This is a genomic window from Terriglobus albidus (genome assembly GCF_008000815.1).
In the GTDB taxonomy this organism is placed as follows: domain Bacteria; phylum Acidobacteriota; class Terriglobia; order Terriglobales; family Acidobacteriaceae; genus Terriglobus; species Terriglobus albidus_A.
This window is the reverse complement of sequence record NZ_CP042806.1, coordinates 5,173,381-5,195,307: the sequence shown is the minus strand read 5'-3', so window position 1 is coordinate 5,195,307 and position 21,927 is coordinate 5,173,381. Positions and strand designations below refer to the sequence as shown.

Sequence of the window (21,927 nt, the reverse complement as noted above, 5' to 3'; positions counted from 1 at the left end):
CTGCGCTGTTACACCTCCAGCGCGACTACCTCGTAAAGCTCCACGCGAGGGACAGTAACAGAAACACGATTCCCATTCTGCTGGAACACAACAGGCGTCCCTGCGTGGAGCAGGGATGCCTTTTTGATCTTCTTCGCATCCGGTAATCGAATCTCCAGCCTTTGATCTGTCAGGGTTGCAGGTTTGCGCATGTGTCCGCGAAACGCATTCGCCCCCGTGTAGTTCAGCAGGTGGAAGGCATAGCCCGGTTGTGTTTCCCATGCGGACACTTCCATCAGTCCTTCTCCATGCACATCGACGGTATTGGTGTCTTTCAACAGCCAGCGCACGGCGTTTGTGATCTGCCGTCCAAGGTCAGGGTGATCCAGCCTCCAGAAGGAGCTATCCATATCTCCAGCCAGATACACCAGGCGCGATGCTCCTGTTTCACGAGCCACCATCGACGGCAGATCGCTCGGCTCTTCTCGCTGATAGACGGCCTCCGGCGGATAGACCGGATAAGGCTTGATGAAGGTCATCGTGCTGCTTTGAATCGGTTCGACCGGCTGCCGCCATACCGGACCGGCGATCCAGCGTGTCTCTTCAAAACCTTCGGTGAGAGGTCCACGATTGCGGATGTACTGAAGATGAATACCGCCGATAGGGTCCGTCGCTTGCGCGGTAGTGCGCACGGCTTCGCCAGCTTTTTTGATTCCGAATAGATCTCCGAGTGCGAAATCATTACGCGCCTTGCCGCTCTCGTCGAACAGACCGGTCTGAAAGGTAGCCAGAAGGGAACCGCCCGCCTGCACAAACTGCCTGATCGCACTGGCCTGTACATCGGAGAGCAGAGTTACGTTCGGCAGAATGAGAACCGAGTATGCGCGCAAGCGATCCTGATTCAGATCCTCCTCATGGACGAAGTCGAACGGAATCCTTGCCTCCAGCAGTGCCGCATACATCCCCTCGATATGGTCGGTACGATCTTCTGTGTAGGGCGCCTGGTAAAGAGTCACCGAGCGCGGCGAAGTGAGAATGGCCACCTTTGCGAGAGAACGCTTGTTGTGAAAGTGCGCATCATTCTTCGCATGCCATGAGAGGAACTCCCGGCCTGGTGCCTGCCAGCGGCGATCGTCATGAAACCCCTGTTCCAGACCGAGCCAGTGATACCAGATGATTCCGCCAGCGGCAGCCGTTTGCGCCATGCGGCATACCGGCTCAACGGACGTGTCAGCCACCTGTCGCCACATAATGCTGCCCGCGCGTCCGTAGCTAGCGCTGACGGCTGCCACCGAACGGTCTCCCATCAAAGCGCGTGCGAATTTCACCTGTTGGGCATCCTGCCAGACCGGAGCAGCAACACCGGACCGCGACTGGTTGTCGGCTGTATACCAGGTGGCTTCACGCGTGAGACGCCACTGGTCCAGTCCCGACTCTTTCAATCCACCGCCCAGGTTGCAGGAGTAGAAGTTGTTCGGGCTCTTCTCCATTACCGTTGCTTTGTAAAGCTGAATCAGTTCGAAGGCCTTATCCATCAATGCCGAACGATATTCCTTCGAGTGTGGGTCTCCGATCTTGCGGCAGTTCTCGCAGTAGCAAACCTGCATGGTCGGCCATCCGTTCATATAGACGCCGTCGATATCGTAGTTTGCGTTCAGTTCGCGAATGATAGCGGGCTGCTGTTTCGAATAATGCTCACTGAAGATGCAGGTGAAGGCAATGTCTGGTGCAGATTGCTGCAGGCCTCCGTTTTGATTTCTGCGAAACCAGAGTGGATGGGTTTGCAGCAGTTCCGGATCGGTCCACTGGATATCCGGACTCATACGGCCATACACGCGGATGCCGCGCTTTTTGGCGGCGCGTAGGCACTCTCCAAAGAGATCGCGGCCCTTCAGGTAGATGCTGTGGTGGAAGAAGGGAACCTCCGAAGGATAGAAGGCCACAGGGCCGGAGACCGAAAGGGCCACAGCCTGTACCTTTGCGGAGGCCCAGTAGTCAGCCCATTGTTCAACGTTCTGCGACTCCCCGTCCCTTTCGTTGAAATTCGTCTGGCCAATCCGCTTGATGGTCCGATACCAGGGAAGAGCGTCGCTCTGTTGTTCCGGAGCTGCAAGGATGGTTGCCAACTCGCTACCCGCAGCGTTCTTTGCAGCCAGCGATATGAGTGTGCCTGCACCCAGGGCGTTGAATTCCCGCCGGTTCATGCTCATTGAAGTTAGCTCCTGTTTCGCAGTTGTTCATGCCGGTTTAATGATGGCTACGTCGCGCGACCGCAGAGTAACAGATGGCTGGCATCGGCGTCGTTTGCAGTCCCTGGCTGCGAGCCTGTATAAGTCCGACGACGTTCAGGATCCAATTTTTACGGCGATGAGGAGTTCACACGATGGGTCTCAACACCACACGGCGGCGGTTTGTACAGCTTGCAGCACTTTCGACGACGAGTGCTCTTGGACGCACCGCTACAGCGGCTCCTTCCCATGGAACGGTGCAGATCAAGACCGATCCCGCAGAAAAACTGACACAACAGCCGGGTGTTGCATGGGCGTTGGAACAGCTGCAGTCATCGCTGGAAGCAAAGGGAGTATCTGTCAAAACCGGCGGCAAGCCGGTGGCGACGATCGTGGTCGCTTCTGCTGCTAGTGAGCTCGCCAAAGCCTTCGAACTGCCGGGCGATCACAGCGCTGAGATGACCATGATTGTTGCTGCAAAAGCCGAACGCAACGTCATTCTCGTAAGTGGCCTCGACGGGCGAGGAATCACCTATGGCCTGTTGGAATTAGCAGATCGCATCCGCGAGAGTGATCACCTGGACACAGCCTTCCAGCTGAATGCGTCTATCGTTGAGCGGAGTCCAAATCGCGTGCGCAGCGTTGCCCGTGCGTTCTGCTCTGAGATCGAAGACAAGTCCTGGTTCTACGACCGTTCGTTCTGGACACGTTATCTCGGTAACATCGCCTCCGCGCGCTTCAACCGTTTCAACTTCGCGCTGGGGTTCGGCTATGACTTTCCCACCGGAGTAACCGGGGACTACCTGCACTTTCCCTATCCCTACCTGGTCAAACTTGCGGCCCATCCCGATGTGCGCGTCGATCCACCGCTGGCCGAGGGAGAACGGGAAAAGAATCTGGAGACCCTGCAGTTCATCGCGAAGGAGACCCGGCGTCGCGGCCTCGACTTCCAGCTTGGCCTCTGGACGCATGCCTATCAGTGGACAGCCAGCCCTCATGCAGATCACCAGATCCTTGGCCTGACGCCGGAGACGCATGCCGCGTACTGCCGCGCTGCCTTGGCGGAAATCCTGAAAGTATGTCCCGAGATCACCGGGCTGACGCTTCGCATTCACGGCGAGAGCGGTATTCCCGAAGGAAGCTATCCCTTCTGGGAGACGCTCTTTGAAGCGATACGAGATGCAGGTCGTCCCATCGAGATTGATATGCATGCCAAGGGCCTCAATCAGACGATGATCGACATCGGCCACAAGACTGGAATGCGTCTGACGGCGGGTGCGAAGTTCTGGGCAGAACATCTGGGGCTCGGCTATCACCAGGCGGATATTCGTGCGACCGAATATCCGCGTGAGAATGTGACCGGCACCTTCGCCGTCTCGAATGGCGCGAGGAACTTTACCCGCTATGGGTATGGAGATTTCTATCAACAGGGATCTGAGATCGAGGTTCTCTATCGCGCCTGGCCCGGAACCCAGCGCCACCTGCTGTGGGCCGATCCTGCGCTCGCCTCAGGCTATGGCAACGCCGCCCACTTCTGCGGCGCCGCGGGCATGGAGCTTTGTGAGCCGCTCACCTTCAAGGGAAGGGAAGGCTCAGGACACCGCGATGGCCGCAACGCCTATGCGAACCGGCAACTGGCTTCTCCGACACTCGATGCGGAGAAGTTCGAGCTGACCTACCTTATCTGGGGCCGCTCCCTGTACAACCCCGACGCGGCGCCGGAAGCGTACAGGCGTTCTCTCCGTCGAGCCTACGGCAGCGCGGCAGAGCACATCGAGGTAGCTCTGGCTAGCTCCAGCCGCATCCTTCCGCTGATCACGACGGCATGGCTGCCTTCCGCATCCAACCACTCGTTATGGCTTGAGCTCTATACGCCCATTTCGATCCTGCCGACGAAAGAGAAGCCCCTCTACAGCGACTCGCCTGCTCCCCACAATGTCAGCGCCATCAGTCCGCTCGATCCTCAGATCTTTCTTTCGATCGATGATTATGCACGCGCCTTGCTGAGCCATTCCGTCGTTGCGCACTATCATCCGCTCGAGGTTGCGCAGTGGATTGACGAGCTGGTCTCGCAATCATCGAGCGCGCTTGCCGCAGCGCAGAAGTCTGTCGCCGGCCGCACGGCATCCCCGGCATTCCGCCGCGCGGAAGAAGACATCCTCATTCTGAACGGCCTGGGCGGATACTACGCCGGACTCTTCCGTGCCGCCGTTTGTTATGCACTCTTCCAGGGCACCGGGAACAAGAAGACAGCTGCTGAGGGCGTCAGGCAATATCGAAAGGCTCTGGAGTCATGGAAGACGATGGCAACCCGCGCCAGCTCGGCCTACACCGCCGACGTCAGTTATGGTTCTATCCCGGTACGGCGAGGCCACTGGGCTGATCGTGTCCCCATGATCGAGAAGGATGTGTCCGCTCTCGAACAATACTTCGCTACGGCAGATGTCCATGAAACCAGCGCCGACGCAGAATCCCTGCTCACGCCACGTCCACGCCCGGAGTTCAGAGCTACTCATTCGGCCGCAACTTTCTTCCGTCCCGGCGCGTCTCTGGTATTGGATCTCCAAGTTTACTCTCCAATTGACGAGGCGCGTCTCTGGTATCGCCACGTCACGCATGGCGAGCGCTGGTCGTCTATACCAATGCAGCGGAAAGATAGTTCATTTCAGGCGGCGATTCCAGGAACTTATACCCAATCTCCGTTTCCCCTGCAGTACTATTTCGAGCTGCGGAAGGCGCAGGGGGCAACGTTTTATCCGTCGCTAAACCGGACGCTTTCAAATCAGCCGTACTTTGCCATTCATCGCCGCGAACCGTAATGGAGACAGTCAAAAGCGGCGGGGCCGGGCTATATGATTTTGGGAAACAACAGCCACAAAACGAGTTCGCTTGATTTTTCTTGCAGTCGATCGGGAGGCTCAAACCGGATGAAGCCGTTTCATGCAATAGAACTGGGGGCATTTTAGAACCCGTGATCCGCTGCTCAAAGGCCGCTTTTTTTGTCTTCACAATGTGCGCATCGCTCACGTATGCACAGCCTGCGTCTAAGGCTGGTAATTTGGTGGCTACTGCGGCGAGCCTTCCGGATTCGCCTTCCGCAACGTTGATGCAGTCACAAAATTCGTCAACCTCTTCCGAGCCACAACAGACAGACGCCGAGCGTCAGGCCAGGGATCAGCAGGAAGAGGCTGCGCGTGAGGTTAAGGCAGAGGAGAAGCAGCGTATCGGCGGGGTCCTCCCGAACTTCAATGTTGTCCTAAATGGTCATGCCGCGCCACTCTCTCGCTCCCAGAAGTTCGATCTCGCATTCCATAGCATCACCGATCCCGCCACCATAGGCCTGGCCGTTCTCGCCGCCGGCTATGGAGAATATTCAGACAATCACACTGGCTATGGTCACGGACCAGCGGGTTACTTCAAGCGATTCGGCGCTGCGTATGCTGACAACGCAAACGGGACACTCATCGGGAACGCAATCTTACCCAGTATTCTTCATCAGGATCCCCGGTATTACCGTAAAGGGACCGGTTCGATCAGGTCTCGCATGATGTACTCTGCGTTGACCGCGTTTATTTGCCACGGAGACAACGGCCACCGCCAGTTCAATGCCTCCAATGTACTGGGCAACTTCATGGCCGGAGGTATTTCGAATGCATACTATCCCAGCGATGAACGCGGAGCGGGCCTCACGATCGAGAATGCCTCGATTGTCACGGTAGAAGGAATGATCGGAGCCCAGTTCCTGGAGTTCTCTCCGGACTTGACCGCATACTTTCAACGGAAAAGGCAAGCACGGCGCGAGCGTAAGGCTGCAGCAATCGCGAAAGCCCAATAGTCACCGCCGGCGAGGTGGGCGCCCGGGCAATAGCAATATAAGCGCTGAAGGCGCGTTCTATACCATCCTGGGGCAACGCCCCAGGTCCTGTGCCGATAAGACATGGACGGGCTGAAGGCCCGCTCTATAGGTTTCGTTCTTTGGGGTTTTCTTCAGAGAGAGGAATACGTACGTTATAAGTCTCCGCGCTTCCGTCATCGATAGCAACGAGCAGCACGATGGGCTTGCCTGTTGCGTCGAACATCAGCTGCGGACGCTCCAGCCGCCGCACCGCCTGAAGAGGCATTTCTTTCCAGTGAAGCTCCAGTGTCGACACAAGTGGATGTTCGGCCTTCTCCCATGTGACGGTATCGTGCGACTGGAATAGCACGAGCGAAAAGTGGCCGGTGCCGGAAATGATGCCGGCCATCTCCTTCATGATGACGAAGTACGTGTCACGCTTCGCGTCAAACCACAGATACGGATCTTCAAAGGGAAATGCGAGATTCTGAAACGTGAACATCGGTGTCAGATTCTTACGAAAGGGCCCGGTAGGTGAATCGGAAGTCGCCATCAGATGGACCACGGGACCACCACCAGGCAACGGCTTTTGTTTTCCTACAGCCTTATAGAGCAGACGGAACCTGCCGTCGGACCCTTGAGTAATGCTTGGGTTGGATACGCAAAGGGCATCAGGTGCATTGGCATCTGCGCTGACGTCAATCAATGGAGTATCAAGCCGCTTCCACGGACCATTGGGATTGTCAGCTACTGCCACGCCGATACGCTGATTGTTGCGATGGTCCCAGTTGAGGGTGGACATGACGACCCCATTCCCCCGGTTCCCCATGTAGTAGAGGTAGTATTTCCTCCCAAACCGGTGGATGGTCGGGTTATGTGTCACCATCCCGTCCCAGAACTCTTTTCCACGCGCCGGCAGAGCTAGGTCGTGAAAGACAAAGGGGCCTTCAGGAGAACTTCCAATCGCATGGGCAACCTCCGACCGTGTGACCCAGGACTCGAATCCGTCGATGACCTTCCAGCGGGAATAGAACAGGTGATATTTCCCGTCGCCGCCCTTGATCAGGGCGCCGCACCAGACAAAATAGCCAGGATCATGAAAGGCAGCAGATGCTGGGATGGGCTGCATTATGTGGAGAAAATCGAGCGGCGGAACAGAAGCAGTTCTTTCCTTTGACGCTTGCGCGCCGGCCTGGCCTGAAAAGACCGCGAATAGCGGCAGACACACCGCGATAAGGAAACGCGATCCCCACTTCCAGGTTTTCATGTCCGCACCCGTGATCTGTGTGTAAGAAATCGATAGGAGACTAGATGTTAACCGATAAACCTGTCAAGCCTGTTCTACTCGGTGGATCGGTTCTTCCTACTCTCGTGCCGATGCTGGGTCTGAGTACAAAGAGGTTGAATGATTGTGAGGGCGGGAATTGAACCTGTGCAGGACACTTGTTTTGCACGCTCGTTACTTATCGGAAGGCTCGACAAGGGCTGTTCCAATGGCACAGGCTTCCCAAAGCGGGGGCCCATCCGTATTCCAGTGGAATGGCTGGATGCGGGACTGCGGTGGCTTCCGCACCCTTGATGGGGCTCAGGATTGGCGTGATAGATGAGCCAGTCCCCAACCCGTCGATGAACTGCCCTAGTGGGCGATCGCGACCCCATCGCGCTTAGCCAGCGGCAATAGCAGTTGGAGTGGCTTTCGTGCGAGGTTTTACCGGCGCATTTGTGCGAAGCAAATGCGCATCGCCCCAGTCCTGCATAGACTGAATCAAAGGTTTCAGCGATTCACCGGTCTTAGAAAGAGAGTACTCAACCTTCGGCGGAACAACCGGATAGACTTTTCGATCGATGACGCCATCGCTCTCCAGTTCCCGCAATTGTGCCGTCAGAATGCGCGGACTGAGGTCGGGTTTAAGTCTTTGTATCTCGTTAAAGCGCAGAACACCGTGCGTCATGAGCTGATGCAGGATCACACCCTTCCATTTGCTGCCGATCACTTCGAGGCAGGCTTCTACTCCACATCCAGTGCCCAGTTCGTAGGACTTGTAGCGCCGTTGTCTCATAACACTATCCAAAATGTAAGTATGTGCTGAAAATGTAAGTATAACAAAACTATGAAGCTTAGTCGCGACCCGCGTCATCTCATTGTTGCAGTCCGAGAGGAAAGCATGGCGAGGCTCTTCCAGGCTCGCCCACGTCTTCCGCCAACTTCAATAAGGAGATGTAGTCAAAGACCTCGATCATGAAATATTTCATCGTCTATGCACACCCAGAACCCCTGTCGCTTTCAGGCCATCTCAAGAACCGTGCAGTTGCTGCGCTCGAGATTGCTGGTCATGAGGTCATCGTTTCGGATCTTTATGCCATGGGATGGAAGGCGGTCTATGACGCTAAGGATTTTCCCGAACGTAAAGACAGCGGGCCGCTAAACTACGACAAAGCATCCGGTGAAGCTTATAAGACAGGAACGCAGGCGGCTGATATCGCAGACGAGCAGCGCAAACTGCTCTGGGCCGACGTAGTTATCCTGCAGTTCCCAATGTGGTGGTACGGAATGCCTGCCATCTTAAAAGGGTGGGTCGACCGCGTCTACGCCTACGGTTTCGCATACGGTGTCGGTGTCCACGGCGGAGGAAGGTGGGGAGATCGATTTGGAGAAGGCACGCTCAAAGGAAGGCGCTCCATGATCGCGATGACTGTTGGCGGCCGCATGGCACATTACGGCCCGCGTGGAGTCAATGGCACCATCGACGATCTCCTTTGGCCCATTCAACACGGAGTTCTCTTCTACCCCGGTATGGATATCGTGCCCCCGGCCGTATTTTACGAAGTCGGACACGCGAGTGCGGAAGCTGTAGAGGCAATGACGCAGACTTATGTTGAACGCGTGCTGAGCGCTCCATTCGTTGATCCAATTCCTTTCAGGCCACAGAATGGCGGAGATTACGATGACGTTCAGGTGCTCAAACCTCATCTCGACTCGGGCGCCAGTGGCCATGCTCTACATCAGGGGGAACAAGCATTCATTTCCAATACCTATCTGGGCACTCCAGGGGATTACACACCCCGCCACGTGCCGCCGACCTCACGGGTCGGAGATGCGTCCTGAGGCTCTTCTTACTGGACCCCGCATAGCTTTGAGCGCCTCTTCTACCAGGGTGCTCCGCTAAGGAGCACCTGAGACAACGTAACGATGGCCTGCGATGGACGGAAGAGGAACTGCAGTCAATGCATTCCTGCCAACGGTCGGGTACGACAATGGGATCGGACGCTATCGACTACCAATACACCCCAAGGCACAGTGAATGGTACGTTGTGATGTTCGCGGGTGTTGAACTCCAGAGCGACCAGATTCAGGAATCCACCACCAACCCACGTCCGACCTTCGAACCATCGAAGCTGGAGGCATTTGCCGCATCCATCCGGCAACACGGCCTCAATCAATCCATCACCGACTTGTGGGACGAAGCTCTTTACGAAACTCACCCGGCGTCAAACCTGTTGCTCTCGCAAAGAGCCTACCGAACGAAGCAACATCTTGGTACCCGACCCGAAAGCATATTTCAGAGACGCTCAGTTTCGTCGATTCCAACAAGACACGTGCGGCTTCCAACCGCTGCTCCTGAATCCACTTTCCGGGAGTAAGTTGCAGTTCATCGACAAATCGCCTTGAGAGCGTCCTGGGCGAAGTATTGAGTTTGGCCGCAAGAAATGACAGATCAAGGTCAACGAGGTTTCGCTGCGCCAGCCGGCGCAAATGTTTTTCAAAGGATGTGGACTCTTCCAGCCCCGGAACCTCGTATGGATCTTGGGACTCGCGCGCCGGCGGAAGCACCATCAATTTCCTGACTTGCCGTTCCTCTTTTGCGAAGCCAAGATCGATCACGAGCTTGCTGATGAGTTCTAACCCGGCGAAGGCAGCTCCGGTTGTATATAAGGACCCATCTCGGATAACGATGCGTGCGGGTTCCCATTTGACACGGGGAAATCTCTTTTTTACTTCCTTCCCGAGCCACCACGAGATTGTTGCATTTCTCCCATTCAAAAGGCCCAGTTTCGCGAGGATGTAGGAAGCTCCGCAGGTTGCAGCGATGAGAGCGCCCTGCCGTTTGGCAAGCAACACCAACGACTTTGCACGTTCGGTCTCTTCTTCCAAGGCACAAACCGATTCCATGACATTCAGCCCCACCCCTGTCAGCAAAACTAAGACATCCATCTTGCGAGAAGGGCGGGACTTAACGGGATAGATGATTCCGGACTTCGAACATGCGTGGCTGTTGCTCGAAACAAACTCGAACGAAAATGCCGTTTCGCCCCGTACCCCGTTGATCGCCAGAAGGGTCTCCACAAAGGTGGAAGCAATCGCAGAATAGAAAGCCTCTGGCAGATACAGGACGACATGCATATGGCAAGTTTTGCATAAACAACGTCAATATTGCCACTAGCAGCATCCGAACCCTACACCTAAGCTCGGTAGCAGGTGATGACGATTGATGTCGCCAGAGGCAAGTTGGGGGAGATTGTATGAAAGCTTGGGCATTAGAAGGCTTCGGTTTGGAGAACCTCAAGATGGTAGATATTCCAATCCCAAAGCCCGGAACTCACGAGGTCTTGATCCGAGTCAGTGCTGTGTCTCTGAACTATCGGGACAAGCTGGTCGTTGAGGGCCTCTACAATCCTGAGCTTCGCTTTCCGGTGACTCAAGTGGCAGACACCGTCGGAGAAGTGATCGAGATTGGAACAGGGGCGTCTCGCTTTCAAGTTGGGGACCGTGTCATCTCAAACTACGCGACACGGTGGATCGATGGTAGGCCGGCTGTTGACGAGGTTGTACACACGTTGGGAAACACCATCAATGGCGGCCTGGCCGAGTATTTGGTTTTGAACGAAGATGCTTTGGTCTTAGCGCCAACCTACCTAACCAATGAAGAAGCCTCCACTCTGCCCGTGGGCGCGCTCACTGCATGGCACGCCTTGGTGAAGAATGGAGGCTTATCGTCGGATCAGACTGTTCTCGTGCAAGGTACCGGCGGTGTCTCTATCTTTGGACTACAACTCGCCTCTCTGGCCGGTGCTCGAGTGATTGTGACGTCAAGTAGCGATGAGAAGCTCGAACGAGCAAAAGATCTCGGTGCGCACGACGCCATCAACTATGTCAGAAAACCTGAATGGCACAAGGAAGCCTTGAGACTAACCTCCGAGCGAGGTGTAGATCAGATCTTGGAGGTTGCCGCAGGCAAGAGCTTAGGCCAGTCGATTGAGGCCATTCGCCCTGGGGGGCGGATCGCGGTCATTGGAATCCTGGAAGGCTTCACGTCGGAGATTCCAATCTTTCCTGTGTTGCAGAAGCAGGTTTCGATTCAAGGAATTGTGACCGGGTCGCGCCGGATGTTCGAAGAAATGAATGCCGAGCTCGAGAAGAGCCAGATTCGACCGGTTATTGATACGGTCTATTCATTCGACGACGCGCTTGAGGCCTATAAGCACCTCTATCGTGGAGCGTTCGGCAAGATTGTCATCCGGATTCAGCAGTGACGAGGACGCGCGTTCCTGCAGGCCCGTTCGAGGGGGTGCGAGAGCCACCTATGGTAAGCGAAAAAACGACGCCCGATATCTCACCGCCGATGCTGGGCCTAATCGCAGGCCTCCCCGGCCGAGCGTGAGACGCTGCAGTCCATGGCCCACACGCTCATCTCACGGGAGAACCTGGATGCATCGTGCTTGCCGGGACAGATCTATCGCTCGTATTCGATCCTGACAATGCTGGTTTTCCGCACGTAGACGGGGCGCGCACTCATATCGCCGTCATCATGCGCCGATTGACGTGCCCGTGAGAAACCGTATGGGTAAGCGATGCAGGCGAATAGAACGTCAACCGAATCCGAGAAACGGGGAAACAATGATCATCGAACATGCCGGTAAGCGTCCGACGATTGATCCAACAGCTTCTATCGCGCTTGACGCGACAATTTGCGGAGACGTAAGCATTGGTCCTAATACAAGGGTTCTTTACGGGGCGCGCATCATTGGAGAAAACGGCGGAAAGATCCAAATAGGCTCTGATTGCATCGTGATGGAAAATGCGGTTATTCGGGCCACAGCAAACCATCCGTGCGCGATCAACGATGCTTGTTTGATTGGACCCAATGCTCACGTTGTCGGCGCTGTACTGGACGATGAAGTCTTCATAGCGACAGCTGCCGCCGTCTTCCATGGAGCGCGACTGGAACGGGGTGTGGAGGTTCGAGTGCATGCGACTGTCCATCTTCGTACGCACTTGCGCGCGGGGATGATCGTGCCGATCGGCTGGATCGCGGTGGGCGATCCCGTGCAGATTCTGCCTCCTGAAAAGCATGAGGAAATCTGGGCGATACAAAAGCCACTGAATTTTCCTGATTGGGTCTATGGGGTTCCTCGTGAGACCCCAAGCATTATGAGGCACATCTCAAGTAGCCTCTCGAAATCTTTAGAGGCAATTCGGAACGACCTCCCGGTTGGTTGAGATTGATTAACGCATCCAGTGCGCATAGTTGGCTGCCAGCTCGTTCGCACGACTCGCGCGACTCGCACGAAACGGGCGGATTTATGCCAGGAGGTAATATCTTGAAACTCTACGCACATCTAATGTTTGTGGTGGCTCTTCTACAAGTCACTGCCCCGGCCCAAAGCCCAAAGGAGTCCTCCTTGGTCAATCCGTCCTCGCCGAAAGGCGTTGTACAAGGTTTTATCGATACGGTGCGCTCGGGGCGCACTCCCGAGAGGGCATCGGAGTTTCTCGCGGACCAGGTTAGTGCCCACCAACTTAACTCGGAAGGCGAGACTACGGTTGTGAGAACTCCAGCAAGCTATGCCGAACACGTGCATGAATTCTTGAATATGTACGGGAGGTATCAACTGACGGTCACGGAGTTGATTTCGGACGGAGACCGGGTCTACGTTCGTTGGAGACAGGAAGGGAAGCACTTGGGATCGATCCAGGGCTTCGCACCAACTGGCCTGCCTATCGTAGAGATCACAAACGCAGTCTATCGGGTGAAAGACGGAAAGATCGTTGAGTACTGGATTCAGGCCGATCGGAAGGGTGTAGAACTACAGCTTCGAGTGAATGCCGCTAAGGATCAAGCCTCTCGATGAACCCGGGGCAAAAGTTCTAGCTTCTCCTAACGCTCGAACTGGGAGACGAAGCATAGGTGCTATGACACCGTACTTAACAAAAGGGGGCCGCCCATCACTACATTTGACCTGCAAGGGAAGCGCCTGCGAGTAGTCGCCACGGATCCACTGGGAGTTGTGTCAGGGCAGACCATTCTGGAGTTCAAACAGACAAACGATATGGTGTCGGCTCATTATCGGGGCGGTTCCATCGTAGACGGCTACCTGATTGGAACGCTGGATTCTGCAGGAACATCGCTGCGCTTCTGTTATGTGCAGATTGATTTGCACGGCAACGTGGACGCAGGCGTGTCAACGGCCACGATTAGCCATCTCCAGGACGGCAGGGTGCGCCTTGAGGAATCGTTTCAATGGCTCACGCGCCCCGGACGTGGCAACAATGTATTTGAAGAGATAAGAGACACCGGAGATGTCAGCTAATGTACGTCAGCCAAGAAACAACAGAACAAACCGATAGCCGGTTGCGTCGGGTCATTGCCGCGGCGGAACTCACCTGGCACGAAGGTCCGTTCGCATTCTATGAGTTCCCGGTTGAAGCCTTCCCAACCTCGGAAGCTGAGCGTGGGCTCGCCATTGTGAGAGACAACGAGGTTTGGAGCGTGCTTAAGGGGGCTGGCCCGGAAGCCGCTGAGCCCTTCGGGTTGTTCTCGTTCCATTTCCAGGACGGCTTGGACAACAGCGGATTTGTGGGCTGGCTCGCCTCGATCTTGAAGAGAAACCTTGGTACAGGCGTCTTCGTTGTTTGTGGCCAGAACTCGCGGCGTGGGGGCATCTTTGACTACTGGGGCGTCCCGCTGGCTATGCGCAACGAAGCGATGAGCCTGCTCAAGGAACTTCGCCATGATTTAATCGATGATTCCCGGGAATACGCAGGTGAATACTCGGTCCATTAACCTAAATTACGCGCCTAAACCTGAGCCGCATCTTGTGGGACAACGGTTATTAGCGACGCCGTAGCGGTGCGCATCCGATGGTGGATGTGAGAGCGAACAACTCTTTGGCCGTGTTTGCACAACCAACACAAGCCACACCCGTAAACAAGAATGTGGGCGCGGCCGCTCTTCCGTGGAGCGCGGCCTTGGAATGGCCGCTGATCCGGTTATACACAAACAAACCTAAGGCGGAGAGTCGCGCTACCAGGCGTGGACCCCAATTGATTTCTGAGGGACTCATGAAGGCATGGAAGTTGCACCATTTTGGCATTGATGGATTACAACGAGTCGACGAAGCGATTCCACGTCCGTCAGCAAAACAGATCCTGGTCAGAGTCGGCTCTGTTTCTTTGAACTATCGAGACAAGCTACTCATTGCAGGCACCTACAATCCACGAATGCCGATTCCGATTGTTCCACTCTCCGATGCTGCCGGCGTTGTTGTTGAGATAGGAAGCGAAGTCAGGCGAGCGAAAGTCGGAGACCGGATCATGACACACTATGCAACCCGATGGCTTGATGGTGAACCTGCAGAGGATAGGTCCCTGCACACCCTTGGCAACACAATATCTGGCGCGCTTGCCGAATACATTCTTGTCGATGAGCAGGCATTCGTCGCCATTCCGGAATACCTGACGGATGACCAAGCCGCAACTTTGCCCGTGGCGGCACTGTCCGCCTGGTATGCCTTGGTTGAAATGGCCCAACTCGAGAAGTCGCAATCCGTTGTAATTCAGGGGACGGGCGGCGTTTCACTCTTCGGATTACAGTTTGCCGTCGCGTTAGGAGCGCGGGTGATCGCCACCTCGAGTAGTGACCGGAAAGTGGAGTTGGTTCGTGCCCTTGGAGCTTCTGCCGTAATCAACTACGTGCGCAGTCCGGATTGGGAGACGGAAGCCCTAGCTCTTACTGAAGGGAAGGGCGTTGATCACGTATTGGAGGTCGTGGGTGGACAGAATCTGACGCGCTCGATTAAGGCCATACGTCCGGGCGGCCAGATTTCAACCATCGGTATGCTGGAGGCGTCAAGCTCTACCCTTGACCTCTTCGCCCTTATACGAAAAGCCGCGGTAATTCGTGGCATCGGGGGAGCAGGACATCGACGAGCCTTCGAAAAGATGACGCAAGCACTTTCCCGGTTCCGGATTAAGCCGATCATTGATGCGGTATATCCCTTTGAGGAAGCGAGGGCCGCGATCGAGCATTTAGAACGAGGTCCGTTCGGAAAAGTCGTCATCCGAGTAGCAACTGACTGACGGTCGACAACCCTCGTTAGAGTTCATTCGCTTGGGATGGGTGGAAGCAATTGAAGTTGATCCAATATTGGAGAGATATCGGTGCGAACGTATAGGGCATTTCAGGTTGACGTATTTACGCGCGAGAAGTTCGCAGGAAACCCGGCTGGAGTGATTCTGAACGCCGATGGTCTCACTGATTTCGAGATGCAGAAGATTGCGCGCGAGCTGAACAACTCGGAGACGGCGTTCGTCTTTTCGCCCCACTCTGACGATCACGATGTTTGGGTTCGGTTCTTTACGCCCACATGCGAAGTGCCAAGCTGTGGGCACGCGACCGTGGCAGCCCACTTTGTTCGAACACTCTACGGCGGCGGAGGAATCGGGCACATCCGGCACAAGTGCGCCGCAGGAATTATGGATATTGACGTGGTAGCTTCCGAAAAGGGCACATTCGTCGTCCGGATGAAACAGGCACCCCCCACGTTCACGTCATTGGACATCGAAACTGTAAGGCGAATCACCTCAGCCCTTGGCGTTGAAGTTGACGACCAGGATCCTCTCTGCCCGATTGAAGTCGTCTCAACGGGGCATTCCAAGGTCCTTGTCGGTGTCAAGGACAGCCAGGTATTGAATGCCTTGTCGCCCAATCTCGATCTTCTCGGCAAGCTCAGCAGCGAGACGGGCGTCAATGGATATTTCGTGTTTACTCTTAGGCCTGACGACACAGAGTATATTGCTGAGGCCCGTATGTTTGCTCCCGCGGTAGGGATTCCTGAAGACCCGGTTACCGGAAATGGAAATGGTCCGCTCGGTGCCTATCTGGTCAAACATGGATTCAGTGGTATCCGAGACGGTCGCTTCAGCTTCCAGGCTCTGCAGGGACGAAAGATCGGGCGCCCCGGAGTCGTGAAGGGTAGCGTCGAAATTGTCAATGGCGAACCGCGAAGTGTGATAGTCGGGGAAGATGCGGTTGTTGCTTTCTCCTTTGACCTCGCGATATAAGAACGATTCGTAAAGGAGTTCTGATGGAAGATCCCTCGTTTGAAATCATTAATCTCTCAGTCGAGTCGGCCGGCGTAGACGGTTATGACAACCATCCTATCGCTAAGGTCAATGACCATGAAGTTCGTATCAGCACAATGACAGAGGCCTATCATTGGCATAGCCATCCCGACTCAGATGAATGTTTCTTGGCACTCGAAGGAGGCATATACATTGACTTCGAGGATCGAACTGTGACGCTGCCTCCTGGTCACATGATCACTATCACGCGAGGAGTTCTCCACCGCACACGGCCGATTGCCGATCGGTCAATCAATCTTACTTTCGAACGCGCTGACGCGCGAAGTGAAGCTTCCACTCCTTCCCGGAAGGTTGTGTTTTCGTAGTCAATATTCTTATCAGGCTTCGAAAACTCCACGGATATCGATTGCCGATATCCGTGGACGAGCCCGGGGCGCTGGCAGCGAATTCGTCCTCGCTTGCGATATGCGGTTTACCAGCGAAGAACGAGGGGGCCCGGGTCAGTTCGAAGTCGGCGTGGAATTGGACCTGACGGAAATCCGATGGCGCGTCTCGGCGACCTGATGAGACGTGGTAGAACACTTGAGGTCGTCCGGATCGCCGATGATTTCCCGTCATCGTAGCCGAGCACTATGGCTATATCCATCGCGCATTACCGGACGCTGAGTTAGAGAGCTACATTGATGCACTCGCTAACGGCTTGGCGTCGTTTGAAAAGCACGCCCTCAAATCTATTCCAACTGCTCCCGATGACCATGGTATAGCGATCAAATTCACGTCTTTGGATTTATAAATACTGCCCCTCAAACTGGTTCTTGTTCAAGTCGAGAGATGACTGTTTGACTCTTTTCTCGAGCCTCAATCGTCTTAGCTATACCTAGACTTTATTCACTTCGTCGGAGGGAACATGACAATCGCAGGCAGAACAGTTTTGGTGACAGGGGCCAATCGCGGTATCGGACAGGCGCTGGTCGAGGAAGCCTTGAGGAGAGGCGCGAAGCGGGTGTACGCAGGTACGCGCCAGCCCTTGGCCCACTTGGATGAGCGTGTCATGCCGCTGACCCTGGACGTGACCAGAGCTGCTGAGATTCAGGGAGCTGTTGAGACAGTCGAATCTCTCGATATCCTCATCAATAACGCCGGCTTGGCGCTTTACGATGACTTGAGCGATCGTGCCGCGCTCGAACAGTCCCTCGCTGTCAATTTTTTTGGCCCGTATGGCGTGACCCAGGCTTTCCTGCCGTTGCTGACTCGTTCTCGGGGGACCATAGTAAACGTTCTGTCGGTGGTTGCGTTTGCTCCCTTCCCGCTCATTCCGGCTTACTCGATATCAAAGGCGGCCGCGTTCTCGCTGACGCAATCGCTGCGCGCCCTGCTGGCAGGACGAGGCGTGAAGGTACATGCCGTCATGGCCGGCCCCGTTGACACGGAGATGTCCCGAGGCGTCGATATACCGAAGGCCTCTCCGGAGTCGGTTGCACGAGCCATCTTCGACGGAGTGGAGAAAGGTGAGGAGGATATCTTCCCCGATCCCATGTCAGACTCCATTGCGGAGAGCTGGCGCAACAGTGCGGCCAAGGCGATGGAACGCCAGAATGCGGCGCTCGTACAGTCACAGCCAGTCACGTCCTAAGCAAAGCGATGCACACGGTCGCCTTCGCCTGGCGAGCCGACGATCTGCAAAATGCAGAAGGAGAAATGAGAATTATGAAATCAAGATTGGCCCTAGCAATCATCACCATGAGCCTTGGCGTTGACAGGAGCTGATCGAAGTTGAAAGGACGTCGAAGATGAAAGAGGTTACCGCGGTGCCAGGTGCGACGGGTGCCCTCGTCGGCTCTCGAACTCACTCCGCCGATGGAACTGTTCTCCAGCCTATCTCCATCTCGGAAGCAAGGATCATTCGCGATCAGGTGCTAAACGCGGGTGGATCGGCGACTCGAAGCATCTATCCTGGTGACGATGCGCCGGACACGCTGCATCTGGGCGCATTTGTGGATGGGCAGCTTGCTGCGGTAGCAACGATATGTTGTGAATCCATGCCTGTCACGTCGAATGCTGGCCAATGGCGGCTACGTGGAATGGCCACTCTTAAAGAGTTTCGCCGCCTTGGGTTAGGCAAGCGTTTAGCTGAGGCCTGCATGGCATATGCGGCGGATCACTGGGGGACTTTGCTTTGGTGTAGCGCTCGGGTGACTACGCTCAGATTCTATCGTGGTCTGAGTTTCCAGGAACAAGGTGAGAGTTTTCAGCTGCCGGAGTATAGCGACGAGGTCTACATCCTGATGCGACGCGCATTGCCATAATGAGTTCTGAATGGCCTGGACGGGAGCCGAGAGGCAAAGTCCAGTGTGCGTAACACCGGGATCGGCTTGATCAAACAATCTATACCATCAAGGAATTATTGTTGCTTAGCGTTGGTCCGAGTAGAGACATCATTGGGGACATGATGAGAACGAAATGGCAAGTTGGACACCAAATTGCTCATCTCCACAGATACGCCATATTTGCAACGGGAGCCCAAATGATTGCAGGCCCCGTTGGCGTGGATTGACTCCTTTGCACAGCCTGAGTCGTTTTAATTACAGCGAAACACTGGAGCAAAACTGATGAGCCTTAAAGATAAGAATGTCATCGTCACTGGCGGAAGCCGGGGTCTTGGCCTTGGACTGGTCGAGGCTTTGGTGGCGCACGGCGCTAACGTCACGGTCGTTGCCCGCGACGCAGATGCGCTTTCATCCCTCAGAATCCGGCTTGGTGTCGCCACGATCTCCGCCGACATAACAAACCAGAATGCTGCCCACCGGATCCTCGCAGAGGTTCGCCCCGACATTCTTGCACTGAACGCCGGTACAAAGCCGCGGATGGGTCAGTTAGACCAGATAAGTTGGGAAGACTTCACCGCGCCCTGGGAGACCGATGTCAAGGCTGGACTTTATTGGGTGCAGGCAGCGCTCAACCTGCCGCTTAGGCGTGGAAGCCGTGTCCTTGTGGGATCGAGCGGAGCAGCTCAGAACGGTTCGCCGCTCTCGGGAGGTTATGCGGGCGCCAAGCGTATGCTCTGGTTCATGGCAAAGTACGCCAACGGCGTCGCGAAGCAAAAGGACCTGGGAATCCGCTTTCAGGCGATCGTGCCAATGCAGATGATCGGCGGCACCGGCGTCGGCGATACCGGCGCCAATGCTTACGCACGCGCTATGGGCGTCAAACCCGAAGAGTTTCTGGCGCGCTCCGGCGCACCGATGCCACCCCGAGAGTTCGGGGAGAAAGTTGTTTCGGTGCTGGACGATCCAAAGTATGCCGAGGGTTTCGCTTTCGGGCTCAAGGGCGACACAGGCGTCACAATCATTGAGGGAGCGGGGGCTTGAGCGAAGGACATCTCTCGCCGAACCGAGACCGCCGCCCGGAGCTCCTCGCTCTGACTGAAGAACTGCGGCCGGAGCTGCACCGCTATTGCGCGCGTCTCATGGGATCGGTTATTGACGGCGAGGATGTCGTGCAGGACACGCTCACCCGAGCTCTCGTGGCATTGCAGGACATGGAGGAGACGCCGCCGCTTCGCCCCTGGCTATTTCGAATCGCCCATAACCGAGCCCTCGACTTGCTACGCAGCCGGGCGGTGCGAATGGCCGAACCGATCGATGCCGCCTCGGACATCGCCGGCTCGGTCAGCCCTGACCCAGTGGAGATGCTAATGCGCCAGGAAGCAGTCAAGACCGCAGTGTCGCGCTTTGTGGAACTCCCCACCCTCCAGCGGAGCGTCGTTATCCTGAAGGACGTGCTCGGCGAGTCTCTGATAGAGATCGCCACCCTTCTCGATCTCACGGTTGACGCAGTGAAGGGTCATCTTGCGCGGGGGCGAACGCGTCTTCGGGAGATCAACGCGCAGGCCCGCCCGCTTGCAGAAGTGCGACCCGCATCCGCTGCGGTGGCACGCTATGTCGCGCTCTTCAACCAGCGGGACTGGGACGGTCTGCGGGCGCTCTTAGCCGACGACGTGAGGCTCAATCAATCGACGTACCCGCTTCGCGCCGGCGCTGCGGACGTCGGTTTGTTCTTCACCATCTACGCGAAGATCGATGGCGTGTGGCTCGCCCCAGCTTGGCTCGAAGGCCGGGAGGTAATCGCGGTCTTTGAAGGCCGCGCCAATCCAAAGCCCAGCTACATAATGTGGCTCGAGTGGCGCGACGACCGGATTACCTTTATCCGCGACTACCGCTATGTCCGCTATATCGCGGCCGACGCAGAGCTGGCGGTGGCGCCAGACGCCACGCGCGCGGGCGACGGAGACACGCACTGGCGGTGAGCTTTCCTCGAATTTTCGGTTGGCAAGTAGCGTATGAAGTGAACCTATACGAAGGAAAGAAACGATGTTCAAGCCCTCACCTTAAACTGAGCTTCAACTTCCGTATAGCTCGTCACTCGGGAGTGACTGTAGCTTCCCACATGCCAACTTTCTCGTCACTGCGTTTAGGACTGCTGTGCGGTTTGCCTGTGGATCGTCGACAATTCATCGCTAAATGCAAGGTCCTGCTCCGATCCGATGAGCGGCCATCACAATAGACGTTTACGAGGGCACAGATGTTCTATCGAGTGGACTATATGTTGGCCGTATTGTTTGTCGGTTTCCTTGTAGGAGTTTTATTGAGCAAGGCTTTTGAAAGAGTCGCTCCCTATCGACTCGCACAGGGCTACTACGTAGCCGTCGCAGCCCTGCTGGTACTGCGAACAGGATTATTTGCCTGCACCATACTCATGAGTCAACAGAGCGTCTGGGCGAAGATGAGCGGCGGTGTCGGAGACCTTATTAATCTTATTTTTGGAGCTTTGTTTGGCGTAGCAGTACGACGCAAAGACGCACGAGAACTCTTAACAACACCGTTGCTACTGAGAGCGCTCTGCATGGGGCTTGCCTTCACATTTGCGACTAATGGCGCCGCAAAGGCGTTTTCTATGACTTCCATGACTGAATTCTTTACTCAGTCTGGGTACTCGGTTTCTTTTCTCAAGTTCATTATGATTGCCGAGATTTTCGGCGCACTCGGCTTACTGCTTCCCTGGGCTGTTCTCCCGTCGCTGCTCGGGCTCGCCGTGGACATGTTCGGCGCTGTGCTGACGCACATTCATAATGGTGACCCATTGAACGACAGCACAGGTGCGATTGGCATGCTGATCCGCCTCGCTATTGTCGGTGTGCTTTGGGCATTGAACCGCCGAACTCAAGCATTGCCGCATAGCATCCGCAACTCGATTCTAAGTGTCGGAGCAGTGGCCTTAGCTTGTCTGCTGATAGCTCTTGGCGGGGGCGCGGTAGTGCGTCATGTAAGCGCAGCAGCAGCTTTCCATACGTCGCATTGAAGCTTACGCAGTATATGAAGGAGCGATCGAGCCAAATACTCCGTACCCATATTGCGGTGGGACGAAGATTACACCAATATGGTGAGCGTTACGAATACGTCCGACCAGGAGCTTCGATTCGGCGCATCCATTACCGCGGGAAACATGCGACTTGAAGAGGGAAC

Annotated in this window: 20 protein-coding genes; 16 read left to right on the top strand and 4 right to left on the bottom strand. The window is 55.7% G+C overall.

Translation table 11 applies throughout. From position 1 onward, the window contains the following. Nucleotides 1–8: 8 nt before the first annotated feature. The gene (locus FTW19_RS20930; RefSeq protein ID WP_147649493.1) at nucleotides 9–2,189 is read right to left on the bottom strand and encodes an alpha-amylase family protein; all 2,181 of its coding nucleotides are present in this window, start codon (nucleotides 2,187–2,189) and stop codon (nucleotides 9–11) included. A 173-nt stretch (nucleotides 2,190–2,362) separates the two neighbouring features. Here FTW19_RS20930 and FTW19_RS20925 point away from each other — a divergent pair, with 173 nt between their 5' ends. Continuing rightward, complete coding sequence (locus FTW19_RS20925; RefSeq protein ID WP_147649492.1) at nucleotides 2,363–5,026, top strand: hypothetical protein; 2,664 nt, start codon at nucleotides 2,363–2,365, stop codon at nucleotides 5,024–5,026. Nucleotides 5,027–5,268: 242 nt separating this feature from the next. Next, entirely contained in the window at nucleotides 5,269–6,042 is a 774-nt protein-coding gene (locus FTW19_RS20920; RefSeq protein WP_147649491.1) for a hypothetical protein, read from the top strand. Between the two features lie 124 nt (nucleotides 6,043–6,166). Here FTW19_RS20920 and FTW19_RS20915 read toward each other — a convergent pair whose 3' ends face one another. Next, nucleotides 6,167–7,309 carry a glycoside hydrolase family protein gene (locus FTW19_RS20915; protein WP_147649490.1) on the bottom strand — a complete coding sequence of 381 codons (1,143 nt, stop codon included), beginning with the start codon at nucleotides 7,307–7,309 and terminating at the stop codon, nucleotides 6,167–6,169. Between the two features lie 397 nt (nucleotides 7,310–7,706). Further along, nucleotides 7,707–8,102 carry a winged helix-turn-helix transcriptional regulator gene (locus FTW19_RS20910; RefSeq protein ID WP_147649489.1) on the bottom strand — a complete coding sequence of 132 codons (396 nt, stop codon included), beginning with the start codon at nucleotides 8,100–8,102 and terminating at the stop codon, nucleotides 7,707–7,709. 179 nt (nucleotides 8,103–8,281) lie between these two features. On the opposite strand from FTW19_RS20910, the gene FTW19_RS20905 reads away from it, so the two are divergent. Further along, the gene (locus FTW19_RS20905) at nucleotides 8,282–9,148 is read left to right on the top strand and encodes an NAD(P)H-dependent oxidoreductase (RefSeq protein ID WP_147649488.1); all 867 of its coding nucleotides are present in this window, start codon (nucleotides 8,282–8,284) and stop codon (nucleotides 9,146–9,148) included. 339 nt (nucleotides 9,149–9,487) lie between these two features. On the opposite strand, the gene FTW19_RS20900 is transcribed toward FTW19_RS20905, so the two are convergent. Next, nucleotides 9,488–10,444, bottom strand: a complete 957-nt coding sequence (locus tag FTW19_RS20900) for a GlxA family transcriptional regulator (protein ID WP_147649487.1) — start codon at nucleotides 10,442–10,444, stop codon at nucleotides 9,488–9,490. Nucleotides 10,445–10,563: 119 nt separating this feature from the next. Between FTW19_RS20900 and FTW19_RS20895 the strand changes: the two genes are divergently transcribed. The 13 genes from FTW19_RS20895 to FTW19_RS20835 all read left to right on the top strand — a co-directional run bounded on the left by FTW19_RS20895 (nucleotide 10,564) and on the right by FTW19_RS20835 (nucleotide 21,763). Next, nucleotides 10,564–11,574 carry a zinc-dependent alcohol dehydrogenase family protein gene (locus FTW19_RS20895; RefSeq protein WP_147649486.1) on the top strand — a complete coding sequence of 337 codons (1,011 nt, stop codon included), beginning with the start codon at nucleotides 10,564–10,566 and terminating at the stop codon, nucleotides 11,572–11,574. Between the two features lie 364 nt (nucleotides 11,575–11,938). Continuing rightward, nucleotides 11,939–12,541: a gamma carbonic anhydrase family protein gene (locus FTW19_RS20890; RefSeq protein WP_147649485.1), complete on the top strand. Its 603-nt coding sequence runs from the start codon at nucleotides 11,939–11,941 to the stop codon at nucleotides 12,539–12,541. 101 nt (nucleotides 12,542–12,642) lie between these two features. Continuing rightward, nucleotides 12,643–13,173 carry an ester cyclase gene (locus tag FTW19_RS20885; RefSeq protein ID WP_222705485.1) on the top strand — a complete coding sequence of 177 codons (531 nt, stop codon included), beginning with the start codon at nucleotides 12,643–12,645 and terminating at the stop codon, nucleotides 13,171–13,173. A 156-nt stretch (nucleotides 13,174–13,329) separates the two neighbouring features. Beyond that, a complete protein-coding gene (locus FTW19_RS20880) occupies nucleotides 13,330–13,632 on the top strand; it encodes a hypothetical protein (protein ID WP_147649484.1) in 303 nt (100 codons plus the stop codon). After that, complete coding sequence (locus FTW19_RS20875) at nucleotides 13,632–14,105, top strand: DUF6196 family protein (RefSeq protein WP_147649483.1); 474 nt, start codon at nucleotides 13,632–13,634, stop codon at nucleotides 14,103–14,105. Before FTW19_RS20880 ends, FTW19_RS20875 begins: the two co-directional genes overlap by 1 nt. A gap of 278 nt (nucleotides 14,106–14,383) precedes the next feature. Then, a complete protein-coding gene (locus FTW19_RS20870) occupies nucleotides 14,384–15,400 on the top strand; it encodes a zinc-dependent alcohol dehydrogenase family protein (protein WP_147649482.1) in 1,017 nt (338 codons plus the stop codon). 81 nt (nucleotides 15,401–15,481) lie between these two features. Next, nucleotides 15,482–16,384: a PhzF family phenazine biosynthesis isomerase gene (locus tag FTW19_RS20865; protein WP_147649481.1), complete on the top strand. Its 903-nt coding sequence runs from the start codon at nucleotides 15,482–15,484 to the stop codon at nucleotides 16,382–16,384. A 23-nt stretch (nucleotides 16,385–16,407) separates the two neighbouring features. Then, the gene (locus FTW19_RS20860) at nucleotides 16,408–16,770 is read left to right on the top strand and encodes a cupin domain-containing protein (protein ID WP_147649480.1); all 363 of its coding nucleotides are present in this window, start codon (nucleotides 16,408–16,410) and stop codon (nucleotides 16,768–16,770) included. A 542-nt stretch (nucleotides 16,771–17,312) separates the two neighbouring features. Then, nucleotides 17,313–18,038, top strand: a complete 726-nt coding sequence (locus FTW19_RS20855) for an SDR family NAD(P)-dependent oxidoreductase (protein WP_147649479.1) — start codon at nucleotides 17,313–17,315, stop codon at nucleotides 18,036–18,038. 157 nt (nucleotides 18,039–18,195) lie between these two features. Then, entirely contained in the window at nucleotides 18,196–18,711 is a 516-nt protein-coding gene (locus tag FTW19_RS20850; RefSeq protein WP_147649478.1) for a GNAT family N-acetyltransferase, read from the top strand. Nucleotides 18,712–19,014: 303 nt separating this feature from the next. After that, a complete protein-coding gene (locus FTW19_RS20845; protein WP_147649477.1) occupies nucleotides 19,015–19,773 on the top strand; it encodes an SDR family oxidoreductase in 759 nt (252 codons plus the stop codon). Next, on the top strand, nucleotides 19,770–20,711 hold the full coding sequence (locus tag FTW19_RS20840; RefSeq protein WP_147649476.1) for a sigma-70 family RNA polymerase sigma factor: 942 nt from the start codon (nucleotides 19,770–19,772) through the stop codon (nucleotides 20,709–20,711). Before FTW19_RS20845 ends, FTW19_RS20840 begins: the two co-directional genes overlap by 4 nt. Before the next feature lie 275 nt (nucleotides 20,712–20,986). Further along, complete coding sequence (locus FTW19_RS20835) at nucleotides 20,987–21,763, top strand: DoxX family protein (protein ID WP_147649475.1); 777 nt, start codon at nucleotides 20,987–20,989, stop codon at nucleotides 21,761–21,763. Nucleotides 21,764–21,927: the final 164 nt, after the last annotated feature.